Below are 20,352 nucleotides of genomic sequence, written 5' to 3' on the forward strand. Positions count from 1 at the left end.
GAAGATGTGCTTGCCACCACCCCGGTGGATCAACGCATGGCCACGGCCGGGGATATCCTCACCCGCAACGCCACCCGTCAGCTCGACCATGCCATCGCCACGCGCACACCGCCGCCCCTCGAACTCGGGCTGCTCCAGCACGGCATGATCGCATTCGGCGAAACCGCCGGGATTAACACGCTGAAGAAATAGGAAGTGACTTTGGGCCTTAAGCAAGTGGAAAAGACACTATGCCTGCAAGGTAGTTCCGCATGGGAAGATAGGGCAACGCAAACCAATCTCCGTTGTGCTTTGCAAAGATGAGCCGAGGTGAGATCGTAGGCAGGAGGTGGCAACAGATGCGAGATTTCGGCGACGAGAAATAGCAAGCGTTGGTTCAGAAAGCTCTAATTTGGCAAGTGGCGCCAGCCACCCAGAACCTAGTTGTTCGCGGAAATCACCAGATTTTTGTTAGACTTCCAAACGGTGGACTTGACGGCATTGGATGCATGACTTACGTGTCTTGGCGCTGAGCGGGCGTCGTATACTGGCTATTACCTCAGCCTTCCAAGCTGATGAAGCGGGTTCGATTCCCGCCGCCCGCTCCAAGAGTTCTTTTCCGACACATAACCTGCAAAAATTGGCGACGACGCCATTTATAAAATTGTATTTGCAAAGAAAATCATGATTTGCAATCATGTCTTCCAAGCTTAAGGTGCGGGTTCGATTCCCGCTACCCGCTCCAAGAAACTCACCCGATTTGACCGTTGCTTGACCGCGCCGCGTGCCAGCGGCGCGTCATATCGTGGCTTGACCGCGGGGGTTTGCGCGGCCATGAAGCCCGGCAAGGTGCGAACATAGGGTTTTCCACGCGGAACCCCAGTAGATGAGGAGCCGCAAATGGCCAGGAAACCGGTGCAGAACGGGGGCGAAGCTGAGCGCGAGAAGTCCAAGCGTGTTGGCGCGTTGAGAGGCTTGGGTCCGTTTCTGGGTCCGTATCGTGTGCTGGTGGTTCTGGCAGGTCTGGCGCTGATCATGACGGCGTCGCTGTCGCTGGCGCTGCCGATGGCGGTGCGCCGGGTGGTGGACAATTTCGGCACCGAGAACGATGCGATCCTCGACAAGTATTTCCTGGCCGCGATTGCGATTGCCGCGTTGCTCGCCGTTGGCACCGGGCTTCGCTATGCGCTGGTCACGCGATTGGGCGAGCGGGTGGTGGCCGATATCCGCATGGCGGTGTTCAACCGGGTGATCGCGATGAGCCCCGGTTTCTTCGAGAAAACCATGACCGGCGAGGTGCTGAGCCGGATCACGACGGATACCACGCTGATCCTGTCGGTGATTGGTTCATCGGTGTCGGTCGCTTTGCGTAACGTGTTGATTTTCCTAGGTGGAATGGTGCTGATGCTGCTGACGTCGGCCAAGCTGACCGGGCTGGTTCTTCTCATTGTACCGCTGGTGATCGTGCCTATCCTGGTGATGGGGCGGCGGCTCAGGGTGTTGAGCCGGGAAAACCAGGACTGGATTGCAGCCAGTTCCGGCAGCGCCAGCGAGGCGCTGACCAGCGTGCAGACGGTGCAGGCCTTTACCCACGAGGCCGCCAGCCGTGGCCAGTTCAGCGACGTCACCGAGAAGAGCTATGACGTGGCGCGCAAGCGGATCACGGTGCGCGCGGTGATGACCGTGCTGGTGATGTTCCTGGTCTTTACCGGCGTCGTGGGCGTGCTTTGGATTGGCGCGCGCGATGTGCGCATGGACGCGATGTCGTCTGGAGAGCTGGTTCAGTTTGTCATCTATGCGGTCCTTGTGGCGGGCGCGGTGGCCGCGCTGAGCGAGATCTGGGGCGAGTTGCAGCGTGCGGCGGGTGCCACCGAGCGGCTTGTCGAGCTGTTGGAAACACAAGACGCGGTGCGTGACCCGGAAACGCCTGAAAGTATGGCAAAACCGGTCAAGGGTGAAATTACCTTTGAAGATGTTACTTTTTCCTATGCGTCGCGCCCGGAGACCCCGGCGTTGCACGAAGTGGACCTGAATATCCAACCCGGCGAGACCGTGGCGCTGGTCGGCCCGTCAGGGGCCGGCAAGACCACAATCGTGCAGATGGTTCAGCGCTTCTATGATCCCGAAGGAGGGCGGGTGCTCGTCGACGGGCAGGATGTGAAGACCCTGGCACGGGAAGACTATCGCGGGGCGATGGCCCTGGTGCCACAGGACCCGGTGATCTTTGCTGCCTCGGCGCGTGACAACATCCGGTTTGGCCGCGAAGACGCGACCGATGCCGAGGTCGAAGCGGCCGCGCGCGCGGCGGCGGCACATGAGTTTATTGCTGCGCTGCCAGAGGGTTACGACAGCCCGCTGGGGGAACGCGGGGTGCTGCTCTCGGGTGGTCAGAAACAGCGGATTGCCATTGCCCGCGCCATCCTGCGCGACGCGCCGATCCTGCTTCTGGACGAGGCGACAAGTGCTTTGGATGCGGAAAGCGAACGCGCGGTGCAGGCGGCTGTGGATGCCCTGTCGGAAGGGCGCACGACCATCGTCGTGGCGCACCGTCTGGCGACGGTGAAAAAGGCCGACCGGATCGTTGTGATGGAGGCCGGCCGCGTGGTCGCCATGGGCAGCCATGACGAACTGGTGGCCGAAGGCGGGCTTTATGCGCGGCTCGCCAAGCTGCAATTCACCGATGGGGGCGCGGCGGGTTAACCAAGCCCTGCTGCAACGGCCCGGTAGGTTAACGCCGTGAATTAACCGAAAATGAAGGTGCTGGTATCCGTCTGCTTTCTGTCGGGTATCTGTCTGGCGTTCGGTGGTGCAGGGATTGGTTCAGGGATAGGTTAACGCCGCGTGCAGTGGGTTGCCAAGCAGAGCCCGCGCGGCATCCAGGCCGCAGGCTGCGGTAAGATCACCATCCCGCGGTCTGGTGATCTTGAGGCTTGTTCTCGAACGAGGAAATGTTAGGCGGCCTGCCAGCGGTTTTCCAGATGGCCCAGGATCTCGCCCCGGGTCTGGCGATAGGCGTCGAGCTTGGCCTCGCGGGTCTCGCCAGCGCCCGAGGGATCGGTGATCGGCCAGAATTCGACCACCGTATGAGTGCCGCGGGTCAGGTCGAGCGCGGCAGCATGGGAGGCGGGCGAAAGCGCCACGATCATGTCATAGGACGAGAGGTCATCACCGATCTCGGACATTTCCTCGAAACTGCGCGAGCGGTGCAGTGACAGTTCGACGCCGATCTCGGCACAAACCGAGATGGAAAAGCCGTCGATTTCGCGGTCATTGCGGAGCCCGGCCGATTGCAGGTAGGCCGAGACGCCATAGAGTTTCTTGGCGATACCTTCGGCCATCGGCGAGCGGACCGAGTTGTGATCGCAGCAGAAGAGGATCGATTGCGGCAGTTTTTCCGCCTTGGCACCGGGTTGGGGATCGGCCACGCGCATCATCCCCCGAAATGCAACACGCAGACCAGGGTAAAGAGGCGCCGCGCGGTGTCATTGTCGATATCAGCTTTGCCCTCAAGCCGTTCCGTCAGGATGCGGGCGCCTTCGTTGTGGATTCCCCGCCGGGCCATGTCGATGGTTTCGATCTGGCTGGGCGGCATGTTCTTGACCGCGTCATAGTAGCTTTCGCAGATCGCCCAGTAATCCTTGACCACTTGGCGGAAGGGCGAAAGCGACAGGTGGAACTCGGCCGCGTTGTCGCCCTTTGCCGTGTCGATGTCGAAGACCAGCCGCTTTTCACGAATCGACAGGTCGACATGATACGGACCGTCAGGCACCTGCCTGTCGTCGCGCTTGGGCAGGGTGAAACTGTTTTCCTCGAGAAGGTCGAACATAGCAACCTTGCGCTCCTGCTCGATCTCGGGCGTGGGCGGTGGCAGGTTCGAATCGTCGAGCTCGATCTGGGCAATATGGGACATGGGCGACCTTTGAACGGATGCACAGCCCGTCTAACAGCCGCTCATGGTTCTTGGCAATCACTTCGCTGTGGTGTGGCGTCAATTGGAAATGCCGACGGCGCGACGCAGCCACACCGGCTCGCTGAGCTGGCGAGCAAGGAAGGCGGCCACATCGCGGCGGGCAATCTTGAGCGTCAGGCGGCGTTCGGAGGGGCCAAAGCCGATCTTGAACCGACCGATGGGGGATTTGTCGTTAAAGGCGCTGGGCCGCACGATTGTCCAATCAAGACCGCTGGCGCGGACCAGGTTTTCCTGAAGCTCGTGGTCAAGGAAGACCGGGCGCAACAGCGCGCCGAACATGATCCGTTTCCAGAAGAAGTTGAGATTGGCCCAGCTTTCATGGGCGCCCAGCGTCGATTGACAGATCAGGCGGCGGACACCGTGTTGGTGCATGCCCTGGATCACGTTGAGCGTGCCCTGCGAACGAATCGTGCTTTTGCGCGAGGCCCCAGCGCCGAGGGTGACGACGACCGCGTCGTGACCGGCGATGGTGTTGGCCACGGTTGCAGCGTCGGTGGCGTCGCCCTTGGCCAGGGTCAGGCGGGGATTTGACAGGTCGTCCATCCGTTCGGGGCGCCGCGCAAAGGCGGTGACGTCATACCCGTCGGTGAGGAGTTGTTTGACCGCGAGGCGGCCGATGGAACCGGTGGCACCGAATACGATGACTTTCATGGTTTGGTCTCCTGTTCGATTTGCTTGACATGGTGTCAAGTTGACAGGGGATACATATGGGGTAACTTGACATCATGTCAAGTGATGCGAATCCAACCCGAACGAGAATCTTGCAGGCGGCACAGCAACTGCTGGAACAAGGCGATGGCGGGCAGGTCCGGATGTCGGACATTGCCAAGGCCGCCAAGATCAGCCGCCAGGGGCTTTACCTGCATTTCGCAACACGGGCTGAGCTGCTGGTGGCGCTGACCCGTTGGATGGACGAAGTGAACGATGTCGACCGGCGCCTTGCGGCCAGTCGGCAGGCGCGTGATGGCGAGACCCGGCTGGCGGCCTTTGTCGAGGCCTGGGGCAATTACATCCCGATGATCCATGGTGTGGGCCGGGCGTTGATGGCGATGTCAGACAGCGACGCCGAGGCCGCAGCGGCCTGGGCCGAGCGGATGCAAGCGGTGCGCCATGGCTGCGCGGCAGCGGTTGCGGCGCTGAAGGATCAGGGCGTGTTGCGTGACGGGCTGAGCGAGGAGCGGGCGACCGATCTTTTCTGGACGCTCATGTCGGTGCGCAATTGGGAGCAGCTGCGCCAGGGCTGTGGCTGGACACAGGCGGACTACGTCGTCGAGATGCAGCGATTGGCACGGGCCGCACTTGTCGAGTTGCCCTGACCAATCCTGCATTCATTAAGTCGGCCGAGCGAAAAGATCAGGGCTGATTGAGATGATTGAGCCGGGCGCGGACCGACAGGCCGTGCGCCTCAAGGCTTTCGCTGATGGCGAGGGTCTCGGCAGCGGGGCCGATGGCGCGCAGGGCCTCGGGTGTCATCTGTGACAAGGTGGTGCGCTTGAGGAAATCCAAAACGTTGAGGCCAGAGGAGAACCGGGCCGAACGCGCCGTGGGCAGCACGTGGTTGGGTCCGCCGACATAGTCGCCGATCGCCTCGGGAGTCCAGGCGCCAAGGAAGATGGCGCCAGCATGGGTGATCTCGTCAGCCAGCTTCATCGGCTCGGCGACGCAAAGTTCGAGGTGTTCGGGGGCGACGCGGTTGCTGAGTTCTGCTGCCGTCGCCAGGTCCGGCACGGTGATCACCGCGCCATAGTCGCGCCAGCTTGCCCCGGCGATTTCGCGCCGTTCAAGAGTCTGGAGATGGCGGTTGATGGCGACTTGTACGGCCTTGGCCATGGCCGGGCTGTCGGTGACCAGGATGGATTGCGCGCTTTCGTCGTGCTCGGCCTGGCTGAGCATGTCGAGGGCTATCCAGTCGGGATCGTTGTCGGCGTCGGCGATGACCAGGATTTCCGACGGCCCTGCGATCATGTCGATGCCGACGCGGCCAAAGACCCGGCGTTTGGCGGCGGCGACAAAGGCGTTTCCGGGGCCGGTAATCTTGTCCACCGGGCGGATGGTTTCGGTGCCATAGGCCAGCGCGGCAATCGCCTGGGCCCCGCCGACGCGGTAAATTTCATCAACGCCGGAGATTTGCGCGGCGAGGATCACCAGCGGGTTAACCTCGCCGTCCGGTGTAGGGCAGGTGATGGCTAGGCGTTCAACCCCGGCGACCTTGGCCGGGATGGCGTTCATCAGCACGGACGACGGATACGATGCCAACCCGCCGGGTACGTAGAGCCCGGCCGCCGAGACCGGGGTGAAGCGCCAGCCGAGGGTCGCGCCGGTCTCGTCCTGCCAGAGCGCGTCCTCGGGCATCTGGCGGGCGTGATAGGCGCGGATCCGTTCGGCGGCCAGTTCCAGCGAGGCGCGCTCGTGATCGGGCACGGCGGCGCAGTGCATGGCGATCTCTTCTTGGGAAAAGCGCATGGTGTCGGGCGTCAAAGCCAGCCGGTCGAACTTGGCGGTGAGCGCGATCAGGGCGTCGTCGCCGTCACGGCGGACTTGGGAGATGATCCCGGAGACGACGTCATCAACATCGGCGCTGTCTTCGCGTTTGGCGCCCAAAAGGGCGGCGAACTGGGTTTCGAAATCGGCCTGGGCGGCATCAAGAACGACGGGCATGGGGCACTCCTTTGGATCGCGCAGGACTCATAGGTGGCAGAGCAGGGAGGAACAAGCCCCCTCGTCCGGGCTCCCGCCCACCCACCCCGCCCGGACGAGGGGGCTGGGCGTTTCGTTTTCACGACGTGTGCAGGGCCGTGCCGGGGACATGAGTATTTGAACAAAGAAAGAGGATGGGCGTCCTTGTTTCCTTCTTGGGAAGGGGGTTTGCATGCCGACGGAAAATTTTGAGGTCATCTGTCGGGTGAGCACCCGCCGAGCGCCAACTCGGTGCCACCAGATACCATGCGGGGCCGAGCGAAGCGAGGCCCCCGGGCGACGCCGTCAGGCGGCGCAAACCCTTGCGACAATAATCAGCGTTTGCGGTCGCGGCGCGACGACATCGGCTGGAAGGCCACGCCGACATGGGCCTCGCAATAGGGTTTGCCCGATTGCACCGGCAGGCCACAGAACCAGAAATCCTCGGTTGCGGGATCGCCGACGGGCCATTTGCAGGTCCGTTCGGTCAACTCCATCAGCGTGAGTTTCTTGGCTTTCTTTTCGACCTCGTTGACCTTGGCCAACGCCTCGGGCGAAATCTCGTTGGCAGACGGCTGCGGCGGCAGCGGCTGGCCGGCCGGGATGATGGCCTTGCGCGCAGGAGAGGGTGTCGGTCTGGCCTCGGGCTCGGCCGCAGTCGCCTTGGCTGCGGGGGCCTCCTTGGCGGCCGGTTTGGCCCTGGTCCGGGTTGCACGTGGTTTGGCCTCGGCTTTGGCCGCGGTTTTCTTGGCGTCGGTTTTGCCGCCGGTGGCGCGGTTCGAAAGCCCTAGGCGGTGGACCTTGCCGATCACCGCGTTGCGGGTGACGCCGCCAAGTTCCTTGGCGATCTGGCTGGCCGACTGGCCTTCGCCCCACATCTTTTTCAAAAGCTCAACGCGTTCGTCGGTCCAGGACATGAGGTTTCCTCAACTTGAAAAGGCGGCCACAGCTGTTGGGCCGCCACAGAATGTAATCCGGTCATCCGGTCAGCGCCCTATTCTAGTCATCAACGGGACGAGCGCAAGGTGGCATATCTGGTGTAATCCGCCCCGAAAGCCGGTAGATTCAGCCATTCCGCCGGGCGAGGCGGGCCGCACGCGTCTCGCGCCATGCCAGAAGCGCGGCGCCGGCGATGATGATGGCCGCGCCCAGCACGGTGATGGTGTCGGGCAGGCGGGCGAAAACAGCGGTATCAAAGGCTGCGGCAAAGATAAGCGTGGCATAGGCAAAGGGGGCGACGAGGCTGGCCTCGGCCCGGGCCATGGCGTTGACATATGCCATCTGCGCCAGTGCCATCAGGATGCCGACACCGACAAGAGCCATCCATTGTTCGGGCGAGGGTATGGCCCAAACCGGGATCACCGCCAGCGAGGCAATGATCAGGCCGAGCGAATTGTTGATGAAGAGAATCTGCAACGGGCCTTCGCGACCCGAGAGCAGCTTGATCAGGGTGATTTCGAGCCCCATCACAACGGCGGCGGCCAGCGCCAGCAGGGCAGCAGGCTGAAAGCTGGCGGGGGTTGGTCGCAGGAGTACCAGCGCGCCGATCAGGGCAATCCCCGCGGCTGCCCATCGCACCGGGCCGACCCGTTCGCCCAGCAGTGGAATGGCCAGCATCATCGCAAAGACCGGGTTGAGGAAGCTGATTGCGGTGGCATCGGCCATCGGGATGAAAGCGACAGCGGCAAACATCAGGCTGACCCCGCCCCAACCCGAAAGCGTGCGCAGGGCGTGCAGTTTCAGGTTCGGCTGTCGGATTCTGAGCCGCATCACCACCGCCAGAGAGGCCACAAGCATCCAGGCAAAGAGGAACCGGCCGTGGCTGACCTGCAAGGGATGCAGCGGCTCGCCCAGAGTATCGGTGCCCGCCAGTTTCGCCATCAGCGTCGAACCCGCGATGAACAGGCACGCGGTCAGCATCAGGCCCACGGCGAGGGGCGGGTTCGGGACAATCGGGCGGGCCATGCGCCTTGGTGTGCCGGATTTAACGCCGGTGCAAGCGAAATGGAATAGCTTCGTGGATCAGGGTCTGCCCATCACTTTCTGTAGGTTAATTCGCAGACCGGATCGGGGCCCGTCCGGAAGCCGGGTATCGACGAGAAGATATAGGTGACTGGCTGCCCGTTTCTCAACGCAAGGGGATCGCCGCCGAAATACTCCACATCCGCCGGACGGTTCAGAAACGCCTGCCAAGGGGTCTCTCCTTGAAGGTTCACGATCCTCCTGTCGGCCCCAAGTGCCATCAGAGCCGAAGCAATGTCACCGTGTCCTTCCCGAACGGCCAAATGCAGCGCAGTGTCGCCGTTGTTGTCCTGCGCGTCCAACTCGGCCCCGGCGATAAACAGACAATCCAGCGCCTTGGCATCAGGTTCTTCCCCCCCCGCCAGGGCGTGCAAAGGTGTTTGCCCGCCGTTGTCCCGCACGTTCGGGTCCGCGCGATATTCCAACAGTGCAGGCACGGTGTTGTAGTTCAGATAGTTTTGCCCCGCGACCAGATGCAGCGGCGTTTCCCCGTTTTCCAGCGGCAGGTTTACGTCTGCCCCGATCTTGGCCAAAGTATAGATTTGCGGATATCCCCCACGCAGCGCAGCAAGGTGGATGGGCGCGAATCCTTGCGAATTGCGATCATTCACATCCAAGCCAAGATGGGCAATCAGCGGGCCGATGATGTAATTTTCATCCTGCCACGACATATAGTGCATTATCCCGTCGCTCTTTTCCGTCACCTGCGTTGGGTCTGCACCTTTTTCCAGAAGGTACAAAACCCGGTCCATCCTTTCGTTGATTTTCGCGTCACGCTCGCTGTCGGCCATATGGGCTGTAATCCCCAAATGCTTGGTCGCGGTCATCCCCAAAAGACTGTCTCCTCGGGAACTGAAGACGTTTGGATCCGCGCCCGCCTCGATCAGGAAAACGACATCTTCCCAACGGTAAAAAAGGAGCGACAACTGGGCCAGTGTGAAACGGCGCTTTTTTGTGATCGGCAACAGGGCATCCAAGTCGCGACCTTCGATCTGGCTGGCCTCAAGGGGCGGGCGGTCTCGGTCCTTCCAGAACGACATTTCGCAAAACTGACCACAGTCGTCTGCATTGCCAGTACTGGCCCAAAGCGCAAAAAGGACTGCGGCAATCATTTGTCTCTTCATTCGCTCTCTCCCCGACGAAAAGCGTAAACCGCGCAAACATGATATCAATGTGACAAAGAACCGCCCGGCTGTGCGACGGTGTTACGTTGAAGTGCGTGACCTCACCGGTAGGGTGCAGGCGGGGCAGACCAAGTGCTTTACTCTTGGCCTGGTTTGCTGTAGCTCGCGGTCCATGACCAAGACCCGAGCATATCGCCAGATCCGACGCCGACGCTAACCCGTCGGCCGTCCACTCTTGTTCATCTGACGCCGCAAGCGGCGCACACCATCAAAAATCGTTGACGAAACGCCCCTGCTCAGGCACTCACGGGGCTTCTTTAGATAAAGGATGATCGCCATGATCTCTTCGGTTCTGCCAACCTATTCCCGCGCCCCTTTGGAGTTTGTCAAAGGTGAAGGCAGCTGGCTGGTGGAGCGCGACGGGCGACGTTTTCTTGACCTCGGGAGCGGCATCGCAGTGAACGCGCTGGGCCATGCCAATCCCGAGCTGGTCGAGGTGCTGACCCGGCAGGCGAACGATCTGTGGCATGTGTCGAACCTCTATCACATTCCCCAGCAGGAGGCGCTGGCGGATGCGCTGGTCGACAAGACCTTTGCCGACACCGTGTTTTTCACCAATTCGGGCACCGAGGCCTGTGAACTGGCGGTGAAGATGGTGCGCAAGTATTTCTATGAGAAAGGCGCGCCTGAACGGGTCGAGATCATCGGTTTCGAGGGCTCGTTCCATGGCCGATCCTCGGCGGGGATTGCCGCGGCCGGGGCCGAGAAGATGACCAAGGGGTTCGGGCCGCTGCTGCCCGGGTTCAAGCATCTCGACTGGGGCGATATGGCGGCGCTGAAGGCGGCCATTGATGAAAACACGGCCGCCGTGATCCTGGAGCCGGTGCAGGGCGAGGGCGGTATTCGCCCGATGGCCGACGAGACGCTGCGCGAGGTCCGCGCGATCTGTGACGCGGCGGGCATTCTGCTGATCCTCGACGAGGTGCAATGCGGCATGGGCCGGACCGGCAAGCTTTTCGCCCATGAGTGGGCCGGGATCACCCCGGATGTAATGATGGTGGCCAAGGGCATCGGCGGGGGCTTCCCGCTGGGGGCTGTGCTGGCCACCGAGGACGCTGCCAGCGGCATGACCGCGGGCACCCATGGCAGCACCTATGGCGGCAACCCGCTGGGCTGTGCCGTGGGCGGCAAGGTGATGGAGATCGTCTCGGGGCCTGCGTTCCTTGAAGAGGTGAATGCCCGCGCGGGCGCGCTGCGTCAAAGGCTCGAAGGGCTGGTGGCGGCGCATCCTGACGTTTTCGAGGAAGTGCGCGGCACCGGGCTGATGCTGGGGTTGAAATGCAAGGTGACGAACCTTGACCTGGTGAATGCCGGTTACGAGGCCGAAGTGATCACCGTGCCCGCCGCCGACAACGTGGTGCGCCTGCTGCCGCCGCTGAACATCACCGAGGAAGAGATTGCCGAAGCGGTGAACCGCCTGGACAAGGCCGCAAGTGCGCTCGAAGCCGCCTCTTCCTCTTGCTGAAAATATCCCGGGGGGTCCGGGGGGCTGGCCCCCCGGCACCGTCCCATGACATTGGACCGAACCTATGAACCATTTCCTTGATATCCACAAAACCGACGCTGACGACCTGCACGGCATGATCAGCCATGCGCGTGACATGAAGGACGCACGCCGGGGCCGTCCCAAGGGCGCAGTGGATGACGATCAGCCCCTGGCCGGGCACATGGTGGCGCTGATCTTCGAAAAACCCTCGACCCGGACCCGGGTCAGTTTCGACGTGGGTGTGCGCCAGATGGGTGGTGAAACCATGGTGCTCAGCGGCGCCGACATGCAGCTGGGTCATGGCGAGACCATTGCCGACACCGCCCGCGTGCTGAGCCGCTATGTCGACCTGATCATGATCCGGACCTTTGACGAAAGCGTTCTGTTGGAGCTGGCGGAATATTCGCAAGTGCCGGTGATCAACGGGCTGACCGACCGCACCCATCCCTGTCAGATTATGGCCGACGTGATGACCTATGAGGAGCATCGCGGGCCGATCAGGGGCAAGAAGGTGGTGTGGTGCGGCGATGGCAACAATGTCTGTGCCAGCGTCCTGCATGCCGCCGGGCAGTTCGGGTTCGATGTGACCTTCACCGGCCCGGCGCAGTTCGACCCGGAGCCCGAGTTCATTGGGCTGGCGCGCGAGAAAGGGTCGAAGGTGATCATCGAGCGCGATGCGCAGAAGGCGGTCGAGGGTGCTGACCTGGTGGTTGCCGATACCTGGGTCAGCATGCATGACAGCCAGACCAACCGCGAACGGCGGCACAACCTACTGCGTCCCTACCAGGTGAATGAAGAGCTGATGAGCCATGCCGGCGAGGATGCGTTGTTCATGCATTGCCTGCCGGCGCACCGCGAGGAAGAGGCGACCAGTGCCGTGATGGATGGGCCGCATTCGGTGATCTTTGACGAGGCCGAAAACCGGTTGCATGCCCAAAAGGCGATCATGCGCTGGTGCCTGGGCGTCTGAACCGGAACATCTGATCTGAATGCGCGCCTGGTGGCGCAAGACTTTTCCTGACCCCACCTCCTGGCCTCCGCCCTCGGGGCGGAGGAACATGGGGGCTGTCTACCCCTTTGATTATCCGCCTTTGTGCGTGCCGAGGTGACGGGAGCCTCCGGCGGGGATATTTTAGGCAAAAGGAAGACGTGGGAGGCGTGATGGATCAGCCGAGGATTGTTGCCGCCGGAGCCGGGGCGATTGGGTGTTTTGTTGGCGGGCTCTTGGCCGCGGCGGGGCGTGATGTTGTCCTGTTGGGGCGGGACTGGCTGCGGGATGAGGTGGTCGCGCGCGGGCTGACGTGCAGCGATTTTGACGGGATGGAAGTCTCGGCTGCGCCGGAGGTAGCGGTCGATCCTGGCGTGCTGGCGGGGGCCGATGTTGTTCTGGTCTGCGTCAAGAGCGGGGCCAGTGCCGAGATCGGACGGTTGATTGCGCAACATGCGCCCGAAGGGGCGGTGGTGGTGAGCCTGCAGAACGGGGTGCGCAATGTGGCGGTTTTGCGCGAGGTTCTGGGCGGGCGCGATGTTCGTGGTGGGATGGTCGGGTTCAACGTGGTGCATCGCGGTGAGGGGCGGTTTCATCGCTCGACCAGTGGCGAGGTGATGATCGGGGCCGGGTCGGGGTCGTTGGGCCAGCTATTGGACGTGCCGGGGCTGGAGGTGGAAGAGGTGGGTGACATCGAGGCGGTGCAGCGCGGCAAGTTGATCCTGAATCTGACCAATGCGGTGAATGCGTTGTCGGGGATGGGCTTGCGCGAGATGCTGTTGGATTACGGTTGGCGACGGGTGATGGCGGTACAGATGGGCGAGGCGTTGAAGGTTTTCAAAGCCGCAGGGCTGGAGGTGCGGGTGCCGGCCAAGGCGCCGGGTTGGATGATCCCTTGGATATTGCGTCTGCCGACGGGGCTGTTTCAAAGGGTGGCGGCACCGATGCTGACGGTGGACGCAGGCGCGAAGACCTCGATGGTGGCGGATCTGGAGGCGGGGCGCAGGACCGAGGTGGATGAGTTCCAGGGTGAAATTGTGCGGTTGGGGGCGGCGCATCGGGTGGCGGTGCCGGTCAATGCCTGCGTGTTACAGATGGTTGAGGCGAGAGAGGGCGAACCGGGATTGTCTCCGGTCCGCCCTTCCGAGGTTCTTGGGTAGGGCGGGGTTCAGCCCGCCACTGCCTCAGCCCACGATCGCGTTGAGGATCAGGAAGATCACGCCTGACAGAAGCGCGGCGGCCGGCACGGTGATGACCCAGGCTGCGATGATGGTCATGAAATGCGACCGGCGCACCAGTTTGCGGCGGCGGCGCTCTTCGGGCGCGACACGCAGTTCCGGCGGGCGGGCGTGGTTGTTCTTCTTCATCCGCCGCGAGGTGTCCCATTCACGGAAGAAGCCGACGCCGAAGACACCACCGACCGCGATGTGTGTCGAGCTGACCGGCAGGCCGAGCCAGGAGGCGACGATCACTGTGATGGCGGCTGAGAGCGCCACGCAATAGGCGCGCATCGGGTTGAGCTTGGTGATCTGCGAGCCGACCATGCGGATCAGCTTGGGACCGAAGAGGAAGAGGCCGAAGGAGATGCCGAAGGCGCCGATCACCATGACCCAGACCGGGATGGCGACCTTGGCCGAGAACGAGCCGAACTCGGTTGCGTGTACGATGGCGGCAAGCGGGCCGACGGCGTTGGCGACATCGTTGGCGCCGTGGGCAAAGCTGAGGAGCGCCGCTGACAGCACCAGCGGCATGCCGAACAGCACCTTGAGCGACTTGTTGCGGTTTTCCAGCCCCTTGGCCTGTTTGGCAATGAGCGGGATGGTGACGAGCCAGGCGGCGATTCCCAGCACCAGGCCGATGGTCAGCGCGGTCTGGATGTCGATCTTCATGATCCGCTTGAGGCCCTTGAGGGCCAGATAGGCAGCAAAGGCTCCGGCCATGATGCCAACCAGGATCGGCACCCAGCGTTTGGCGGCGGCGATCTTGTCCTCGCGGTAGATGACGCGCCACTTGATGATGGCCAGGAAGAAGGCGGCGATGGCGCCGCCCAGAACCGGCGAGATCACCCAGGACGCGGCGATCTTGCCCATGGTGGGCCAGTTCACGGCGGCAAATCCGGCGGCGGCGATGCCTGCGCCCATGACGCCACCCACGACCGAGTGGGTGGTCGAGACCGGTGCGCCGACCCAGGTGGCGAGGTTGACCCAGAGCGCGGCAGAGATCAGTGCCGCCATCATCGCCCAGATGAAGATCTGGGCATTTTCCATGGTTTCGGGGGCGATGATGCCCTTGGAAATGGTCGAGACCACGTCACCCCCGGCAATCAGCGCGCCTGCGCTTTCGAAAATGGCGGCAATGGCGATGGCCCCGCCCATGGTGAGCGCATTGGCCCCAACGGCGGGGCCCATGTTGTTGGCCACGTCATTGGCGCCGATGTTGAGCGCCATGTAGGCACCAAAGACGGCGGCGGCGACCACCACCATGTTGATCGGCGTCTGGCCAAACAGCAATCCGGCGCCAACGCCGGCGATGACGATGAAGAGCAAGGAAATGCCGATGCCGACCATCGGGCGGCCGACATATTGCGTGGCGGTTTCGAGATGCGAAAACCGGTGAAGGTCGCGGTCGAGCGTTTCACGGTGGTCGGCATTGGTGTTCGGATCAGTCACGCGTAGGTCCCCCAAGAATCTGCAGGGACGGGGTAGTGCCAGTGGACGATCGGATCAATGAAATTGTCACAAAACCGACAGGAATCTTCTACAATTGGCGGATCAGTTCCTTGAGTTCAGGCTCGTTCACCATGTTGGCAGCTTTTTCGGGGCTGACCCATTTGCGGCGGCGCTCACCTGCTTCGGGGTAGTTGTCTTTCAATTTGGAGACTTCGACCGGGAAGACCAGGGTTTCCACCGGCACCGGCAGGCCGGTGCTAAGTTCCTTTTCATAGCCGTAGCTGCCCAGCGGTTCGTCGGCAACCTGGCCTTGCTTGACGCCGGCCTCTTCCCAGGCTTCCTGCATGGCGGCGCCGGCGGCGTCCTTGCCGTTGATCGGCCAGCCTTTGGGGATGATCCAGCGTCCTGTGTCGCGCGACGTGACCAGCAGGACTTCACGGTTCTTGGCCGTGCCCTGATAGCACAGCGCCGCGACCTGAAGCCGGTCGGGGCGACGCAACAAGGGGCGGACCAGTTCGGTCCAGGCCTTTTTTAAACCATCTGTCATGTGTGAAACTGCACGCCTGTTTTTTTCTTTGTTGGCCCTGCATATAAGGGGTTTCTTGAGAAAATGCAAAGCCTGGTCCGAGATACAGGTTTTGGACGGCTGCATTCCGGGCTGTTTTCTGCGTGCCCGTCGGGATCAGCGGCGGGGCTTGGCGCGCAAGGTTGGGTCTGCCTGGGTCGGGTCTTCGGGCCAGGGGTGTTTCGGATAACGGCCGCGCATGTCCTTGCGCACGTCAGCGTAGGAATTGGCCCAGAAGCCGGGGATGTCCATGGTGGTCTGGACCGGGCGCTGGGCGGGCGACAGCAGCGTGACGCGCAGCGGTTTACTGGCGACCGTGGGGTGGGTTTTTTGGCCGAACATTTCCTGCAGGCGAAGCGATATTTCCGGATGGTCGCCGGAATAGTCGATCGGGATCTTGCGACCCAATGGTGTGGTGAAATGCGGCGGCGTAAGGGTATCGAGACGCTGGGTCTGGGTCCAGTCGAGCATGGCGCGCAGGGCAGGCAACAGATCGAAGCCTTTCCAGTCCTGCGCCGATTTGATTTTTGCCAGATGGGGCAGGAGCCAGGATTCGAGTGTGTCGAGAAGCGTTTCGTCGGACATGTCGGGCAGGTCTTCACCGGCCTCGCGGGCAAGGGCCACGCGGGCACGGAAGCGGTTGGCAGCGCTTGAGGCGCGCAGGCCCAAGTCACGGATGCCGGTGCACATGGCGCGGGCGATGACGTCTGTTGGGGCGTCTTTCCAGATACGATCATCGAGGATGATCGCGCCAAGGCGTTCCTGGCGCCGGGCGACGACACGGCGGTCGCGTTTGGACCAATCGCAGGTGTCGTGCCAGGCGATCTGATCGGCAAAGAGCGCGCGGATTTCGGACTGGGTGATGGCGATGGCTTGCCGGATGCGAGCTTCGCGCGGGTTGCCGTCAGTGTCAGTGATAACGAGGAAGGGGGTGGCGGCGAGCGGATCGCCCTCGTCGAGGATGGCGCCCTTGCCGCCCGACAGGACATAACGGGGTTCGTTGCCCTTGCGGCGTTGGCCTATGCGGTCCGGGTAAGCGAGGGCGGCCATTTCGGCGGTACTCGTCACGCCTTTGGTTGTGTGCCTCGCTGGAACGCGGGCGAGGCGCTTGGCTTCCTGCCGGATACGGTCGAGCCCGGCGCGGTTGGCCTGGTAAGGGCGCGTGTCGGAGAAGCGGCGGAAATCAGCGAGGGCCTCGAGCCGCAGGGTCAGATCGGAGGGCGCAGAGCGCGACAGGGGATCGCGGTCAGCCAGCAGCGCCGCGAGCGGCGCGGCGCCGGGACCGGCAAGTGCCAGCATATGGCCAAGGCGCGGATGCAGCGGCAGGGTGGCGAGGGTCTTGCCGTGCGCGGTGATGCGGGTGTGGGTGTCGAGTGCGCCAAGCATCTGCAGCAGCGATTGCGCCTCGGCGTAGGCACCGGGATTGGGCTGGGTCAGGAAGGGCAGGTCGGTCGGGGTGGCGCCCCAGACGGCCAGTTCCAGGGCCAGGGATGACAGGTCCGCAGCTTCGATCTCGGCCGGGGGAAACGCCGCCAGCGCGCCGTCCTCACCCTTGGTCCAGAGCCGGTAGGCCGCGCCAGGGGCGACGCGACCGGCTCGGCCGGCGCGCTGAGTGGCTTCGGCGCGGGTGACGCGTTCGGTCACAAGCCGCGACATGCCGGATGCGGGGTCGAAGCGGGCGCGTCGGGCGCGGCCTGCGTCGATCACGACGCGGATGTCTTCGATAGTGAGCGAGGTTTCGGCGATGGAGGTGGCGAGCACGATCTTGCGGCCCTGTTCGGCGGGGCGGATCGCGGCGCGCTGGTCTTTGAAGGGCATGGCGCCGAACAGCGGGCGAAGATGTGTGTTTGGCGGGAGCTTGGATTTCAGCAACGCCTCGGTGCGGCGGATTTCGCCTTCGCCGGGCAGGAAGACGAGAATGCCGCCTTCGGTTTCAGAGAGGGCCTGAAGGGTTAGCTCGGCGGTGGCCTGTTCAAGGCGCCGGGTTTTCGGCAGGGGTTTGTCGAGCCATTTGGTGTCGACCGGGAAGGCGCGGCCTTCGGAAGTGATGAGCGGGGCAGCCATCAGCTCGGCCAGTGGTTCGGCATCGAGCGTGGCGGACATGGGCAGAAGGATCAGGTCGTCGCGCAGCGCATCGGCGATTTCAAGGCAGAGGGCGAGGCCGAGGTCGGCGTTGAGGGACCGTTCGTGAAATTCGTCAAACAGCACGGCACCGATACCGGAGAGTTCCGGGTCGGACTGGATCATACGCGTGAGGATGCCTTCGGTGACAACCTCGATTTTCGTCTGTTTTGAAACCTTGGCTTCGCCGCGGATGCGATAACCGACGGTTTCGCCGGGGGTTTCACCCAGGGTTTCGGCCATGCGTTCAGCGCTGGCGCGGGCGGCAAGGCGGCGGGGTTCCAGCATCAGGATGCGCCCCTTGGTCAGGTTGGCCTCGAGCAGGGCCAGGGGGACCACGGTTGTTTTGCCTGCGCCGGGAGGGGCCTGCAACACGGCGCGGCCCTTGTCACGCAGGGCAGAGATCAGGGGCGCAAGCGCGCTGTCGATGGGAAGGCCGGATTGCATGGGCGCTTTATGCGGTACACGACGGGCGGCGTCCATGGTGTGGGGTGGACTTGCGCGGGCGCATTGGGCAAATAGGCCGCGCATTCCCCAAGGAGACGGCTGATGGACATCGCGGCGACCGCAGAAAAGATTGCAAAGGGCGACCGGCGGGCGCTGGCGCGGGCGATCACCATGGTGGAAAGCAGCCGCGACGATCACCGGGCGCAGGCGACCGAGTTGCTGGAGACGTTGAAGCCGCAGGGGCGGCAGGCGGTACGGATTGGCCTGTCGGGCACGCCGGGGGTTGGCAAGTCGACCTTTATCGAGGCCTTTGGCTGTTTGCTGACTGGCAAGGGGCTGAAGGTGGCGGTTTTGGCGGTTGATCCGTCGAGTGCGCGGTCGGGTGGGTCGATTTTGGGTGACAAGACGCGGATGGAGCGGCTGTCGCGCGATCCCAACGCGTTTATTCGGCCTTCTCCGTCGCAAAGCCAATTGGGCGGGGTGGCAAGGCGGACGCGCGAGGCGATCGAGCTGTGCGAGGCGGCGGATTTCGACGTGATCCTGATCGAGACCGTAGGGGTGGGCCAGTCGGAAACCATGGTGGCCGAGATGGCGGACCTGTTCGTGCTGCTGCTGGCCCCGGCGGGGGGCGACGAGTTGCAGGGCGTGAAGCGCGGCATCATGGAGATGGCCGACCTGATCCTGGTCAACAAGGCGGATGGTGATCTGAAACCCGCCGCGACGCGGACCTGTGCAGACTACATGGGCGCGTTGAAACTGCTGCGCAAGCGGCCGCAGGACCCGGCAGGGTTTCCCAAGGCGATGATGGTGTCGGCGCTGGCGGAAGAAGGTTTGAACACGGCCTGGGGCGAGATGTCATCGTTGGTGCAATGGCGGCGCGAGAACGGGCATTTCGACGGGGCGCGGGCGGCGCAGGCGCGGTTCTGGTTCGGCGAAGAGGTGCGGCAGGGGTTGCTGCGGCAGCTTGAAACGCCCGAGGCGCGGGCGGTGATGGCGACGCTGGCCGAAAAGGTGGCAACCGGGGATATGAGCGCCACGCGGGCGGCGGAAGAGGTGCTGGCGCGGTTAGGCGGAGCATAGGCCACGCTGGTCCTTTTGGATTTGTTCATGAGCCGCGCTTTGACGCGGAATCCCGAACGGCCCTTAGCAGAAAGCAAGGCGCATGGCCGCAACGAGCCCATACCACCAATGCTGCGCCTCGAAGGAATGTCTGCAATAGTGATGGAATCATCTGATCCGATAATTCCTGCAGGACATACCATGAAGATTGCGAACCCGCTTCCACTAGTGAAAGACATAAAGAAGTCCAAATGCTTCCAGCCCGCTCTCGCCATATCTACCAGCTATTCGATGTTGGATGTCCAGGGATAGGCTTGCCGCGATTAAGTCGCTCAATACCCGACAGGCGACCGTTGCCGACGCAATCCCACTCAGTGGGTTGATCCAGCGCACAATTCGCGTTTCGAATTCCAAGGACTACGATCAAAAATCTATCGACATGTTGTGCGCGATTTTTGAACCGGAGCCGGTCGCCGAAAGAATTGAAAACGAGCTAATTCTTCTTTGCTTCATGGGCACCGAACTTGTTGGAGCGGTGGGGCTGAAGGATGACTATCTGCGTTCCATGTTCGTGGACCCTACTTATCATGGGCGAGGGTTGGGCAAAATGCTGGTTTCAAGAATTGAAGAGGAGGCACGACAAAAAGCAATCCCGGAAATGATGCTTCATTCATCACTGACTGCGCGGGAATTTTATTCAGCTCTCGGTTATGAATTTGTGGAGTTCCAATCATACCCGGAAGGACCATTCGTCTTGATGAGTAAGCCGCTCCGATAGCAACTTCTGGGAATCAAAAGGAAGGCACGAAGCGCAGTCTCCAGACAGCTCAACGATCGCCCGAGAAAGGCCTTGCAATCCGAAACGCTTGCAAAGAAATTTGCCCGATGTAGTGCGGCCATCAGTTGAATTATCAGTAAGAGCAGACACTCGTTTCCTCGATGCGGACGGCTGTTTTGTCCGCCCTGCAGACATCCGTGTGAAGCGTGACGAACCGCAACTCACGCTATGACTAAACCTTCCATTATGTAGAAAATGCGGCGAGGCGTGAATACTGGTTAGGAATGTGTCGGCTGTTTCCGCTAGCGTCGCATCGTGTCGTTTTCTGACCATTGAAATGACTTTGCCACGCTTGACGGCGGGAAAGGGCGGTTCCTAGGCTTGCACTGAAAGCCAAGGGAGATCGGC

18 protein-coding genes and 1 tRNA gene are annotated in these 20,352 nt (G+C 62.4%); 9 read left to right on the plus strand and 10 right to left on the minus strand.

Translation table 11 applies throughout. The features are described 5' to 3' along the window. The 3 genes from RXV86_RS20850 to RXV86_RS20860 form a co-directional block, all read left to right on the plus strand. The coding region (locus RXV86_RS20850) for a hypothetical protein (RefSeq protein WP_316302472.1) at positions 1-192 on the plus strand (192 nt) is incomplete at its 5' end. Positions 193-512: 320 nt separating this feature from the next. Continuing rightward, positions 513-587, plus strand: a tRNA-Gly gene (locus tag RXV86_RS20855). Between the two features lie 292 nt (positions 588-879). Then, the gene (locus RXV86_RS20860; RefSeq protein WP_316302473.1) at positions 880-2,679 is read left to right on the plus strand and encodes an ABC transporter transmembrane domain-containing protein; all 1,800 of its coding nucleotides are present in this window, start codon (positions 880-882) and stop codon (positions 2,677-2,679) included. A gap of 251 nt (positions 2,680-2,930) precedes the next feature. Here RXV86_RS20860 and RXV86_RS20865 read toward each other — a convergent pair whose 3' ends face one another. From RXV86_RS20865 to RXV86_RS20875, 3 genes are all read right to left on the minus strand, one after another. After that, positions 2,931-3,404 (minus strand): low molecular weight phosphatase family protein, encoded by a 474-nt coding sequence (locus RXV86_RS20865; RefSeq protein ID WP_316302474.1) that lies wholly within the window; start codon positions 3,402-3,404, stop codon positions 2,931-2,933. A gap of 5 nt (positions 3,405-3,409) precedes the next feature. After that, entirely contained in the window at positions 3,410-3,889 is a 480-nt protein-coding gene (locus RXV86_RS20870; protein WP_316302475.1) for a UPF0262 family protein, read from the minus strand. A 78-nt stretch (positions 3,890-3,967) separates the two neighbouring features. Further along, a complete protein-coding gene (locus RXV86_RS20875; RefSeq protein WP_316302476.1) occupies positions 3,968-4,600 on the minus strand; it encodes an NAD(P)-binding oxidoreductase in 633 nt (210 codons plus the stop codon). 110 nt (positions 4,601-4,710) lie between these two features. Between RXV86_RS20875 and RXV86_RS20880 the strand changes: the two genes are divergently transcribed. Next, on the plus strand, positions 4,711-5,265 hold the full coding sequence (locus RXV86_RS20880) for a helix-turn-helix domain-containing protein (protein ID WP_316302477.1): 555 nt from the start codon (positions 4,711-4,713) through the stop codon (positions 5,263-5,265). A 37-nt stretch (positions 5,266-5,302) separates the two neighbouring features. Here RXV86_RS20880 and hisD read toward each other — a convergent pair whose 3' ends face one another. From hisD to RXV86_RS20900, 4 genes are all read right to left on the minus strand, one after another. Then, the gene (hisD, locus tag RXV86_RS20885; protein ID WP_316302478.1) at positions 5,303-6,607 is read right to left on the minus strand and encodes a histidinol dehydrogenase; all 1,305 of its coding nucleotides are present in this window, start codon (positions 6,605-6,607) and stop codon (positions 5,303-5,305) included. Between the two features lie 353 nt (positions 6,608-6,960). After that, a complete protein-coding gene (locus RXV86_RS20890; RefSeq protein WP_316302479.1) occupies positions 6,961-7,542 on the minus strand; it encodes a GcrA family cell cycle regulator in 582 nt (193 codons plus the stop codon). Between the two features lie 148 nt (positions 7,543-7,690). Further along, the gene (locus RXV86_RS20895; RefSeq protein WP_316302480.1) at positions 7,691-8,590 is read right to left on the minus strand and encodes a DMT family transporter; all 900 of its coding nucleotides are present in this window, start codon (positions 8,588-8,590) and stop codon (positions 7,691-7,693) included. Between the two features lie 71 nt (positions 8,591-8,661). Further along, positions 8,662-9,771, minus strand: a complete 1,110-nt coding sequence (locus tag RXV86_RS20900) for an ankyrin repeat domain-containing protein (RefSeq protein ID WP_316302481.1) — start codon at positions 9,769-9,771, stop codon at positions 8,662-8,664. Between the two features lie 337 nt (positions 9,772-10,108). Here RXV86_RS20900 and RXV86_RS20905 point away from each other — a divergent pair, with 337 nt between their 5' ends. The 3 genes from RXV86_RS20905 (at position 10,109) to RXV86_RS20915 (ending at position 13,465) form a co-directional block, all read left to right on the plus strand. Beyond that, complete coding sequence (locus RXV86_RS20905) at positions 10,109-11,296, plus strand: aspartate aminotransferase family protein (RefSeq protein WP_316302482.1); 1,188 nt, start codon at positions 10,109-10,111, stop codon at positions 11,294-11,296. A 64-nt stretch (positions 11,297-11,360) separates the two neighbouring features. Beyond that, positions 11,361-12,287, plus strand: coding sequence for an ornithine carbamoyltransferase (argF, locus tag RXV86_RS20910; RefSeq protein WP_316302483.1), 927 nt, complete (start codon positions 11,361-11,363; stop codon positions 12,285-12,287). Positions 12,288-12,478: 191 nt separating this feature from the next. Then, entirely contained in the window at positions 12,479-13,465 is a 987-nt protein-coding gene (locus RXV86_RS20915; protein ID WP_316302484.1) for a 2-dehydropantoate 2-reductase, read from the plus strand. A 24-nt stretch (positions 13,466-13,489) separates the two neighbouring features. Here RXV86_RS20915 and RXV86_RS20920 read toward each other — a convergent pair whose 3' ends face one another. The 3 genes from RXV86_RS20920 to hrpB all read right to left on the minus strand — a co-directional run bounded on the left by RXV86_RS20920 (position 13,490) and on the right by hrpB (position 18,107). After that, the gene (locus tag RXV86_RS20920; protein WP_316302485.1) at positions 13,490-14,974 is read right to left on the minus strand and encodes an anion permease; all 1,485 of its coding nucleotides are present in this window, start codon (positions 14,972-14,974) and stop codon (positions 13,490-13,492) included. An 88-nt stretch (positions 14,975-15,062) separates the two neighbouring features. Then, the gene (locus RXV86_RS20925) at positions 15,063-15,521 is read right to left on the minus strand and encodes an NUDIX hydrolase (RefSeq protein ID WP_316302486.1); all 459 of its coding nucleotides are present in this window, start codon (positions 15,519-15,521) and stop codon (positions 15,063-15,065) included. A 135-nt stretch (positions 15,522-15,656) separates the two neighbouring features. Then, positions 15,657-18,107 (minus strand): ATP-dependent helicase HrpB, encoded by a 2,451-nt coding sequence (gene hrpB, locus RXV86_RS20930; protein ID WP_316302487.1) that lies wholly within the window; start codon positions 18,105-18,107, stop codon positions 15,657-15,659. Positions 18,108-18,209: 102 nt separating this feature from the next. On the opposite strand from hrpB, the gene meaB reads away from it, so the two are divergent. Beyond that, positions 18,210-19,187 (plus strand): methylmalonyl Co-A mutase-associated GTPase MeaB, encoded by a 978-nt coding sequence (gene meaB, locus RXV86_RS20935; protein ID WP_316302488.1) that lies wholly within the window; start codon positions 18,210-18,212, stop codon positions 19,185-19,187. Positions 19,188-19,464: 277 nt separating this feature from the next. Further along, positions 19,465-19,944, plus strand: a complete 480-nt coding sequence (locus RXV86_RS20940) for a GNAT family N-acetyltransferase (RefSeq protein ID WP_316302489.1) — start codon at positions 19,465-19,467, stop codon at positions 19,942-19,944. The last annotated feature ends 408 nt before the right edge of the window (positions 19,945-20,352 follow it).

This window comes from Aliisedimentitalea sp. MJ-SS2 (assembly GCF_032586155.1).
Taxonomy (GTDB): domain Bacteria; phylum Pseudomonadota; class Alphaproteobacteria; order Rhodobacterales; family Rhodobacteraceae; genus JAWHTC01.

Coding starts and splice junctions, on each gene's coding strand:
- RXV86_RS20860 (WP_316302473.1), top strand. CDS start 880: ATGGCCAGGAAACCGGTGCAGAACGGGGGCGAAGCTGAGCGCGAGAAG.
- RXV86_RS20870 (WP_316302475.1), bottom strand. CDS start 3,889: ATGTCCCATATTGCCCAGATCGAGCTCGACGATTCGAACCTGCCACCG.
- RXV86_RS20875 (WP_316302476.1), bottom strand. CDS start 4,600: ATGAAAGTCATCGTATTCGGTGCCACCGGTTCCATCGGCCGCCTCGCG.
- hisD (WP_316302478.1), bottom strand. CDS start 6,607: ATGCCCGTCGTTCTTGATGCCGCCCAGGCCGATTTCGAAACCCAGTTC.
- RXV86_RS20890 (WP_316302479.1), bottom strand. CDS start 7,542: ATGTCCTGGACCGACGAACGCGTTGAGCTTTTGAAAAAGATGTGGGGC.
- RXV86_RS20895 (WP_316302480.1), bottom strand. CDS start 8,590: ATGGCCCGCCCGATTGTCCCGAACCCGCCCCTCGCCGTGGGCCTGATG.
- RXV86_RS20900 (WP_316302481.1), bottom strand. CDS start 9,771: ATGAAGAGACAAATGATTGCCGCAGTCCTTTTTGCGCTTTGGGCCAGT.
- RXV86_RS20905 (WP_316302482.1), top strand. CDS start 10,109: ATGATCTCTTCGGTTCTGCCAACCTATTCCCGCGCCCCTTTGGAGTTT.
- argF (WP_316302483.1), top strand. CDS start 11,361: ATGAACCATTTCCTTGATATCCACAAAACCGACGCTGACGACCTGCAC.
- RXV86_RS20915 (WP_316302484.1), top strand. CDS start 12,479: ATGGATCAGCCGAGGATTGTTGCCGCCGGAGCCGGGGCGATTGGGTGT.
- RXV86_RS20925 (WP_316302486.1), bottom strand. CDS start 15,521: ATGACAGATGGTTTAAAAAAGGCCTGGACCGAACTGGTCCGCCCCTTG.
- hrpB (WP_316302487.1), bottom strand. CDS start 18,107: ATGCAATCCGGCCTTCCCATCGACAGCGCGCTTGCGCCCCTGATCTCT.
- meaB (WP_316302488.1), top strand. CDS start 18,210: ATGGACATCGCGGCGACCGCAGAAAAGATTGCAAAGGGCGACCGGCGG.
- RXV86_RS20940 (WP_316302489.1), top strand. CDS start 19,465: ATGTCCAGGGATAGGCTTGCCGCGATTAAGTCGCTCAATACCCGACAG.